This window comes from Streptosporangium minutum, assembly GCF_002149035.1.
In the GTDB taxonomy this organism is placed as follows: Bacteria; Actinomycetota; Actinomycetes; order Streptosporangiales; family Streptosporangiaceae; genus Streptosporangium; species Streptosporangium minutum.
Genome location: NZ_NGFP01000319.1, coordinates 1 through 9,431, shown reverse-complemented (window position 1 = coordinate 9,431; position 9,431 = coordinate 1). Strand labels below are relative to the sequence as shown.

General features: G+C 71.9%; 7 protein-coding genes. 5 read left to right on the top strand and 2 right to left on the bottom strand.

The window, feature by feature from the left end:
- Window positions 1-1,199, bottom strand: a 1,199-nt coding sequence (locus CA984_RS39655) for a cytochrome ubiquinol oxidase subunit I (RefSeq protein WP_086578510.1), incomplete at its 3' end; no start/stop codon positions are given.
- Between the two features lie 535 nt (window positions 1,200-1,734).
- Between CA984_RS39655 and CA984_RS39650 the strand changes: the two genes are divergently transcribed.
- Window positions 1,735-2,244 carry a hypothetical protein gene (locus CA984_RS39650; protein ID WP_086578509.1) on the top strand — a complete coding sequence of 170 codons (510 nt, stop codon included), beginning with the start codon at window positions 1,735-1,737 and terminating at the stop codon, window positions 2,242-2,244.
- A 157-nt stretch (window positions 2,245-2,401) separates the two neighbouring features.
- Here CA984_RS39650 and CA984_RS39645 read toward each other — a convergent pair whose 3' ends face one another.
- Entirely contained in the window at window positions 2,402-3,265 is an 864-nt protein-coding gene (locus CA984_RS39645; protein WP_086578508.1) for a polysaccharide deacetylase family protein, read from the bottom strand.
- Between the two features lie 304 nt (window positions 3,266-3,569).
- Between CA984_RS39645 and CA984_RS39640 the strand changes: the two genes are divergently transcribed.
- The 4 genes from CA984_RS39640 (at window position 3,570) to CA984_RS39625 (ending at window position 9,333) form a co-directional block, all read left to right on the top strand.
- Window positions 3,570-4,649, top strand: a complete 1,080-nt coding sequence (locus tag CA984_RS39640; protein ID WP_242676429.1) for a fatty acid desaturase family protein — start codon at window positions 3,570-3,572, stop codon at window positions 4,647-4,649.
- Between the two features lie 270 nt (window positions 4,650-4,919).
- Window positions 4,920-5,612, top strand: a complete 693-nt coding sequence (locus CA984_RS39635) for an SRPBCC family protein (protein ID WP_086578507.1) — start codon at window positions 4,920-4,922, stop codon at window positions 5,610-5,612.
- Window positions 5,613-5,728: 116 nt separating this feature from the next.
- Window positions 5,729-8,518 carry a Na+/H+ antiporter subunit A gene (locus tag CA984_RS39630; protein ID WP_086578506.1) on the top strand — a complete coding sequence of 930 codons (2,790 nt, stop codon included), beginning with the start codon at window positions 5,729-5,731 and terminating at the stop codon, window positions 8,516-8,518.
- On the top strand, window positions 8,515-9,333 hold the full coding sequence (locus tag CA984_RS39625) for a Na(+)/H(+) antiporter subunit C (RefSeq protein WP_086578505.1): 819 nt from the start codon (window positions 8,515-8,517) through the stop codon (window positions 9,331-9,333). Before CA984_RS39630 ends, CA984_RS39625 begins: the two co-directional genes overlap by 4 nt.
- The last annotated feature ends 98 nt before the right edge of the window (window positions 9,334-9,431 follow it).

The window sequence follows — 9,431 nt, the reverse complement described above, 5'->3', positions numbered from 1 at the left end:
GTCCAGGGCTGGCGGCCGATCTCGCTGAGCAGCCAGCCCGAGATCATCGCGATGGTCGGCAGCGGCAGCGCCAGCACGCAGGCCCGGGCGAGCCAGGCGGGCAGCTCGCGGGGCGGGCGGGGGTCGCGGCGGCGCTTGCGGGTCAGCCAGAGGCCGAGGACCGACAGGGCCACCGTGGCCATGCCGAAGGTGATCATCACGCGGAAGGACCAGAAGACCACGGGCAGGTTGGGGCGGTAGTCGCCGGGGCCGAACTCCTTCTCGAACCGGGCCTGCAGGTCCTCGGTGCCCTGGACGACCGCGGACGGGTCGTTGGTGGACAGGAAGCTGAGCAGCATGGGCACCTCCACCCCCGGCACGGGGGAGAAGGGCGCGCCGGCCGTGTCGTGCTTGAGCCCCTCCGCGGCGGCCAGCTTCATCGGCTGCTGCTCGTACAGCAGTTTGGCGGACATGTCGCCGCTGCCCGCGACCACGACTCCGGCGATCGCCGTCATGACCAGCGCGGCCCGCATGGGGGTGCGCCACATGTCCGTCGCGCCCCGCCGTACCGGCGTGGTCCGGTCGGGGTCGGCGCGCCGTTCCCGCAGGACGTGGTAGCCGCAGACCGCCAGGACGAACCCGCCGGCGACGACGAAGGCCGCTCCCACCACGTGGGGCACCTGGGCGAGCGCGCTGGAGTTGGTGAGCACCGCCCACAGGTCCGTCATGCGCGCCTTGCCGTCGACCACCTCGTAGCCGACCGGGTGCTTCATCCAGGCGTTGGCGGCGAGGATGAAGTACGCCGACAGGTTGGAGCCGATGACCGCGGCCCAGATCGTGGCGAGGTGGACGCGCTTGGGCAGCTTGTCCCAGCCGAAGATCCACAGGCCCAGGAACGTCGACTCCAGGAAGAACGCGAGCAGCGCCTCCAGCGCCAGCGGGGCGCCGAAGACGTCTCCGACGAAGATCGAGTAGTCGCTCCAGTTCATGCCGAACTGGAACTCCTGCACGATGCCGGTGACCACGCCCATCGCGAAGTTGATCAGGAAGAGCTTCCCGAAGAACTTGGTGAGCCTGAGGTACTGCTCCTTACCCGTGCGATGCCATGCGGTCTGCAGGCCGGCCACGAAGACGCCGAGGCCGATCGTCAAGGGTACGAACAGAAAGTGGTACACGGTGGTGACCCCGAACTGCCACCGCGCCAGGTCCAGTGCGTCCATCTTCCCCTCGCGGGTCTGGAGCTCTACAAGTTGTAGTGCTACCTAAAGTAGTACTACAAGCTGTAGAGCAACGGGAGGGAAAGGCGCCGCGAGCTGCTGCGATCTTTGTCACATGGTCCGGCGCGAGACCGCACTTCTCCGCCCGACCGAGATCGTCCCCTCCGGCTCGCGGCGCCGGCTCTCCCCCTGTGTCGCCGGGGATGACCCCCCGGGTGTCCCGGCGCCGCAGGGCATGCGCCCCGTCCGCCGGGCGCGCTCCCGGGACCGCGGGGTCCCGTGAGCGCATGACGTTCATGGTGGCGGCGGGGGTGCCCGCCGGTCATCAGCCGCTGGGGTGATTCCGGGGTAAGCCGGGCGGCGGACTCCTCTGGACCGTTCCCGGGCCGGCAGTCAGGTCGTCAGGCCCCTTGCAAGCCCGGCTACGGGGGGCTGCAAGCACCGCTACGGGAGGCTGCAAGCGCCTGCCCGTACCAATTGACCCAAGCCCAGGGGGGATCCGGCAGGGAGCCGGTCCGGGGGTTGAGGAGAGATCGAGATGAAGCGACTGACCACTGCTCTGCTGGCCACGGCCGTCACCGCCGGCGCGCTCGCGCTCGCCCTGCCGGCCACCGCGAACGCCGCGACGCAGGCCACCACGGCGGCCACGGCCGGCGCGTCGGGCTACGACTACGACGACTACTGGGGCCCCTACCGCTCCTCCAACCACCGGGCCAAGGCCACCGGCTGGATCGGCGTCGAGTGGGACCGGCACCAGAGGTCCAACGAGGTGCACGTCAAGGGCAGGCTCTACGACCTCGACCACCGCACCTATCGCCAGGGCGGCAAGTGCGGCTACGTGAAGTTCCAGGTGAACCGCTTCGGCGACGACGGCTGGTCCGGTAGCGAGGCCTACAAATACTGCGGGGCGGGCGGCGCCAAGCAGTTCCACTTCGCCGAGGAGGACGTGCGGAGCATCCGCGTCAAGGTGTGCCAGATCGACCTGCGCGGCTCCTACCCGACCAGGTGTGGCGGCTGGGAGTACCTCTACACCACCGAGAGCGAGTAATCGGACGGCGCGTTCCCGGACGGCCCGTCTCCCCCGGGGGGAGACGGGCCGTCTCCGCGCGGGCCACGCCCCCGCGCGCCGATCAACCGCGGCGCGACGGGAGGATCCCCGGCCTTCAGGCACGGGAGGATCCCTGGACTTCAGGCAGGGAAGGAGGTCAACGGGTCGCGGCCTTCAGGTAGGCGTCCAGATTGCCGATCTCGAAACCCCGACGCTTGATCTTGTTGACCAGGATCCGGAAGTCACGCGACAGGTCCGGGCGGAAGTGCAGCAGCAGCACGTCACCCGGGCGGAGCTTCTTGTCGGGCACCTGATAGGCGATCTTCCCGCCCGGCTGCACGGTCGCGGTCCAGAGCAGGAGGGCGTCGATGCCGCAGGCCTTGGCGGCCTTGCGGGTCAGGGTGTTGTGGTTGCCGAACGGCGGGCGGAACAGGGTGGGCGCGCTGCCCGTGTGCCTGCGGATCAACTTGGAGGTGCCGCAGATCTCGGCCTTCTGCCGCGCGTAGCCGAGCGCCGGCAGGTTCGGATGGGTCAGCGTGTGGTTCTCGATCGTCGCCCCCGCCCCGCGCAGGTCACGGATGTAACGCCACTTGCCCGCGCCGAGGAACCTGCCGCCCTGGGCGGTCGGGTCGGTCGCGCCCCTGGCCTCCACGGCGTCGCGGGTGACGAAGGCCGCGATGGGGATCCGCCGGTCCCTGACCTGCGCGAGGAAGCCCGGATCCTGCTCCCAGCCGTCGTCGATGGTCAGGAAGACCACTTTTCTCCTGGTGGGGATGGAACTGATCACCGGTGGCAGCCCGTCGGAGGGCGCGGGGATCCGGCCCACCTCGCCCGGCCGGGGCAGCGCCCCCGCAGGCCCGGAGGGCTTGGCCGGTGGGGCACTGGCAGCCGGAGAGGAGGTACGGCCGGCGCCGGCCTGCGGGCCGCCGCCGCCGGTGGTGCCGCCGGCGCATCCCGCGCTCGCCGCCAGGGCCATGAACGCGGCCGCCGTTCTGGTCGCCCATGATTTCCCCGCTGCCATGGGCCACCATCCTGCCAGCAGCCGGAGCTCCAACTGACCCGCGAGCCGGCCGCCGCAGGCGTCTCTCGGCCTTCCCGGCCGTCGTTTCCGGTGCTCCGCCGTGCTCTGGTGGCCGAGCGTTCCCCCTGGTTCCGGCGGCCGTCAAGGTAGGGCCAGCACTACCACGGGCCGGGGTGGGCGCGGGAGTCCGTGATTACGGCGGCTACGAAATGCTGGGACAGTCGTTTCTTCAGCCTCTTCATGCTGATTTATTGCGCCAATGGCTGATTGATCACATTTAGCGTTCCGGCCCCCGAGGAGAACCGTGACCAACTCAATCGCGATCGACGCCGAGGACCGCGCCGCCGGCACAGCAGGCGCGGAGGACGACGGGGCGCGGGGCAGCGACTTCGCCCGTCTGTCACGCCGGATCGTGGGGGCGGGACTGCTGGAGCGGCGTCCCGGCTACTACGCCCTGCGGCTCGGGCTCGTCACCGCCGCCTTCGCCGGCGGCTGGGCCGCCTTCTTCGCGGTGGGCGACTCCTGGTACCAGCTGCTGGTCGCGGCCTTCCTCGCGCTGGTCTTCGCCCAGGTCGCGCTGGTCGCCCATGACCTGGCCCACCGGCAGGTCTTCCGCTCCCGGCGCTCCAGCGAGATCGCCGGCCTGGTGGCCGGGAACCTCGGCATCGGCATGAGCTACGGCTGGTGGATGGACAAGCACACCCGCCACCACGCCAACCCCAACCATGAGGACCACGACCCCGACGTCTCCCCCGATGTGCTGATCTGGTCGCCCGAACAGGCCGTCGCCAGCCGGGGGCTGTCCAGATTCCTGGGCCGCAGGCAGGCCTTCCTGTTCTTCCCGCTGCTCACGCTGGAAGGCTTCAACCTGCACGTGTCCAGTTTCCGGGCCCTGCGGCGCCCGTCGCTGAGGCACCGCGGGCGGGAGGCGGCGCTGCTGGTCGTGCACGTGGCCGCCTACCTCGCCGTGCTGTTCGCGGTGCTGTCGCCGGGCAAGGCCGTGGCGTTCCTCCTCCTGCACCAGGCGATCTTCGGCGTCTACCTGGGCTGCACGTTCGCGCCCAACCACAAGGGGATGCCGATGCTGAGGGGTGACGACCGGCTCGACTTCCTCCGCCGTCAGGTGCTGACCTCGCGTAACGTGCGCGGCGGGCGGATGACGGACACGGTACTGGGCGGGCTCAACTACCAGATCGAGCACCACCTCTTCCCGAGCATGCCGATGCCGAACCTGCGCCGTGCCCAGCCGATCGTGCGGGAGTACTGCGAGGAACTGGGCATCCCCTATCTCGAGAGCGGGCTTCTCAGCTCCTACGCGCAGGCGCTGCGGCACCTGCACGAGGCGGGGGCGCCGCTGCGGGCCCGCGGCTCCGCGGCCGCCTAGCCGTACCGGCCGCAGCGGTGCCGCCTGGCCGTACCGGCCGCAGGAGAGCCGGATCCGGGGCTGTGCATCCCCTGGGGAGTCATCGGGCCGGGTACACCTGGCCGCCGGATTCCGCCGCTGCTCGGGCCGCTCCTCGGGCGCCGGGTGGCCTCCCGGCCCGCCCCGGCTCCGGCGGGACGTCTCCACGCGAGGTCTCTGACAATCACGCGCCCCGCCGACGGGCACATGTTGCTGTTATCAGTACGGCGGGCGATTGCCTAGGGTGCTGCTGTGAAGCTCGCAGGCAGTGCCGTGCTCGGCATCGACAGGGACCGCGTGTGGTCCGCGCTCCAGAATCCGGCCGTGCTCGTGCGGACGATCCCGGGCTGCGAGCGTCTGGAGGAGACGGGCCCCGACACCTACCGGATGACGGTCACCGCCGGGGTGGCCTCCATCAAGGGCGTCTACCAGGGGGAGGTCGCGCTGTCCGAGCCCGACGCGCCGCAGCGCTTCGTGCTCAGGGCCCGGGGCCAGGGGGCGCCCGGCACCGTGGACGCCACCGTGGAGGTCCGCCTCAGCGAGGTCGAGGGCGGCACCCGGATCGACTACGACGCCGAAGCCGTGATCGGCGGCATGATCGGCGGTGTCGGCCAGCGCATGCTCAGCTCGGTCGCCAAGAGGACGGCGGGGGAGTTCTTCTCCGCCGTCGAGAACCACCTGTCCGCCGCTCCGCTCTCCGCCTCGGCCGCCGCTCCGGCCGCCGCCCCTGTCGTGACCTCCGCGGCGGCGGTCCCCGCCGTGACCTCCCCGGCCGGGACCGCTGACCCGGACGTGACCCCCCGGGTCTTCGAGCGCCCCGCCGGACCACCCAGGGCGGGCGCTCCCGTGTGGCCGGTTCTCACCGCCTTCGGCATGGGCGCGGGCATCGCGCTCGGCAGTGCCGTGATCGGCTGGCTGCTCGGCCGTACCGGCAGAAAGAGCTGATCATGCGCCGGTGAAGAACCGGCGCTGTTCGGGTCAAGCGGCTGTGCGCTAAGGCGGCGAAACGGGCGGCTCCTGGCAGTTTGGGTACGTCGGCCACGACGGTTGCCCGGGGGGACATGGAGCCGCTGCTGATCCTGCACGCCGTCGCGGCGGTGTGCGCCCCGGCGCTGGTGCGCCGTTTCGGCCGCGACGCCTTCGCCGTGCTCGCCCTGCCTCCCGCGTGCGGGCTGGGCTACGCGCTGTGGGTGGCGGTGAGCGGCGTTCCCGTCGAGTCGCGCCACGACTGGGCCCCCGCGCTGGGGCTCGGGCTGTCCTTCCGCGTCGACCCGCTGGCCCTCCTCATGACCTTCCTGGTCACGGGCGTGGGCGCGCTGGTCCTGCTGTACTGCTCCCGCTACTTCGACGCGGGGGAGGAGGGGCTCGGCCGGTTCGGCGGGGAGCTGGTGGCCTTCGCCGGGGCGATGCTCGGACTGGTGGTCGCCGACAACCTGATCCTGCTGTACGTCTTCTGGGAGCTGACCACGGTCTTCTCCTACCTGCTGATCGGCCACGACCCCGCGAGCAGGGCCAGCCGCAGGGCGGCGATGCAGGCGCTGACCGTCACCACGTCCGGCGGGCTGACCATGCTGGGCGGCATGGTCGTGCTCGGCGAGACGGCGGGCACCTACGAGATCTCACGGATCGTCGCGGACCCGCCGGCCGGTGGCGCGATCCCGGTGGCGACGGCGCTGATCCTGGTCGGCGCGCTGTCGAAGTCGGCGATCTTCCCGTTCAGCATGTGGCTGCCCGCCGCGATGGCCGCGCCGACCCCGGTATCGGCCTACCTGCACGCGGCGGCCATGGTGAAGGCGGGAATCTATCTGATCGCCAGGCTCGGCCCCGCCTTCGGCGGGCTGCCCGTCTGGCAGGTGATCGTCGTACCGCTCGGGCTGCTCACCATGGTGCTGGGCGGCTGGCGGGCCCTGCGCGAGTACGACCTCAAGAGGCTCCTGGCCTACGGCACGGTGAGCCAGCTCGGGTTCCTGACCGTGCTGTTCGGCGCGGCCACCGGGGACACCGCGATCGCGGGCGTCGCCATGCTGCTCGCCCATGCGCTGTTCAAGGCGTCGCTGTTCCTGGTCGTCGGCATCATCGACCACTCCACCGGTACCCGCGACCTGCGCGAGCTGAGCGGTCTGCGCCGTTCGGCGCCCTGGCTCTGCGCCACCGCGGTGGCCGCCGCGGCCTCGATGGCGGGGATCCCGCCGTTCCTGGGGTTCGTCGGCAAGGAGGCCGCGTTCGAGTCGCTGCTCACCGGGCGGCTCGCCGACACCGTGACGCTGGCGGGGGTTGTCGCCGGGTCGGTGCTCACCGTCGCCTACAGCCTGCGGTTCCTGTGGGGCGCCTTCGGCGACCGGCCCGGCCTGGAACCGGTCCCCGCGCACCGCGCCGCCGCCGCGACGTTCCTGCCGTCCGCGCTGCTCGCCGTACTCGGGCTGGTCGCCGCCCCCTTCTCCGCACGGTACGGCCACGCGATGGAGGGCTACACCGGCACGTTCGCGGGGCCCGGCCACGGCACCCACCTCGCGCTGTGGACCGGCGCGCCCGTGCCGCTGCTGCTGTCGGCCGTCGCCCTGGCCGGGGGCGCCGTCCTCTTCCTGGCCAGGGCGGTCGTGGCGCGCACCGGGGAGCTTCTGCACCTGATCGACTCCGGCCGCGCCTACTGGGCCGTCGTCCGGGCGCTGGACCGCTTCGCCCTCCAGCTGACCGGTGTCACCCAGCGCGGCTCGCTCCCCGACTACCTCATGCTCGCCTTCATCTCCATGGCGGGGATCGGGGGCTTCTCGCTGCTGTACGGGCCCGCCCGCGACATCCGGCTGGACGTGGTGCGCTGGGAGCGCGCCGAGCAGCCCCTCGTCGGCGTCCTCCTCATCGCCACGGCGCTCATCGCGACGCGGGTGAACTCGCACATCGTGCTCGCCCTGCTGGCGGGGCTCACCGGGTACGGCGTGGCACTGCTGTTCCTGGTCCACGGCTCACCGGACCTGGCGCTGACCCAGTTCCTCGCCGAGACGCTGAGCCTGGTGGTGTTCGTGCTGGTGCTCCGCAGGCTCCCGGTGGGACCGAGGGAGGGCCAGCCCAGAGTGCCCTTCGGCGTGCGCCTGGGCCTCGGGGTGGTGAGCGGCGTCGTGGCCGTCGGGGCCGGGATGCTGGCGGAGAGCGCACGCTCGGCGGCACCGGTCGGCAGCCTGATGGCCGGAGCCGCCGAGAAGGCCGGTGCCTCGAACATCGTCAGCGCGCTGCTGGTGGACATCCGGGCGTGGGACACCATGGGGGAGAGCTCCGTGCTCGTCGTCCTCACCCTCGGGGTGACCAGCCTGGTCTTCCTGCGCCGCCGTACCTACGCGCTGGAACGCCCGTCGGGGAAGGTGCGGAGGGGGGAGCGGACGCACTGGCTCGCGGCGACCCTGCCCGTCGGGGAGCAGGCCGTCGTGCTGGAGATCGTGGCCCGGCTGATCTTCCACACGGTGGTGCTGATCTCGATCTTCCTGCTGTTCACCGGGCACAGCGCGGTGGGGGGCGGGTTCGCGGGCGGCATCGTGGCGGGGCTCGCGCTGGTCGTCCGCTACCTCGCCGGCGGTCGCTACGAGCTGGCCGTCGCGGTGCCGGTCCACGCCGGGGTGCTGATCGGCCTCGGCCTCCTGCTGTCCACGATCACCGCGCTCTGGGGACTGCTGGTCGCCGGCGCGCCACTGGAGATGCTCGCCGCGGACGTGGCGATCCCGCTGGTCGGCAAGCTCCACCTGTCCACCGTGCTGCTGTTCGACATCGGGGTCTACGTCACGGTGGTCGGCATGGTGCAGGACATCCTGCGCAGCCTGGGCGCGGAGCTGGACCGGCAGATCGACGACGAGGAGGGCCGGTGACGATCTCGCTGCTGCCCCTGCTGGTGTCGGGGACGCTGGTGGCGGCCGGGGTGACGCTCCTGCTGGAGCGGAGCCTGATCCGGGTGCTGGTCGGCGTCATCCTTCTCGGCAACGGGGTGAACCTGCTGATCCTCACCGTCGGCGGCCCCGCGGGGGAGCCACCGCTGCTCGGCAGGTCCGCCCCGGAGCGGATGGCCGACCCGCTGCCGCAGGCGATGGTGCTCACCTCCATCGTGATCACCCTGGGCGTCACCGCGTTCCTGCTCGCCGTGGCCCACCGGTCCTGGCAGCTCACCGGCGGCGACGAGGTTCAGGACGACACCGAGGACCGCAGGGTACGGCTGCGCGCCCGGCGCGGGGAGCTCACTCAGGCCGTGCTCGCCAAGCAGGAGGCCTACCGGCGGCTGGTCCGGGAGCAGCGCGAGGAGCTCGCCCGGCTGGAGGCCGCGCGGCGCGAAAGGGAACACCGGGAGGCCCAAGAGCTGGAGCGCCAGATCCTGGACGTCAACGTCGACCTGGGCCGCTGGCTCCAGGCGCACAAGGACGCCGGACTGTCCAGCGAGCAGATCGAGGAGCGGCTCGCCGAGGCCCGGCGCGCCGAGGAGGCGTCGAAGGAGAGCCGGCAGGGACGGGTCGACAAGCTGCGCGCGGAATTCGCCCGCAGGGAGCGGGAGCAGGCCGAACGGGAGCGGGAGATCCGCAGGCGGTTCCGGGTCCGCCAGCGCGAGGCGCGCAAGCAGATGCGAGCGGCCATCCGGGCCGACCGGGAGCGGCAGGCCAGGGCGCAGGATCCGGATCTGGAGGGGGACGACTGATGACGGTGCCACAGGCCGTGCACACGACGTGCGGCAGGCCGCCGGAGTGGCGGGCCGTGCCGGGTGCGGGAGGGCTGGAGTGGCGGGCCGTGCCGGGT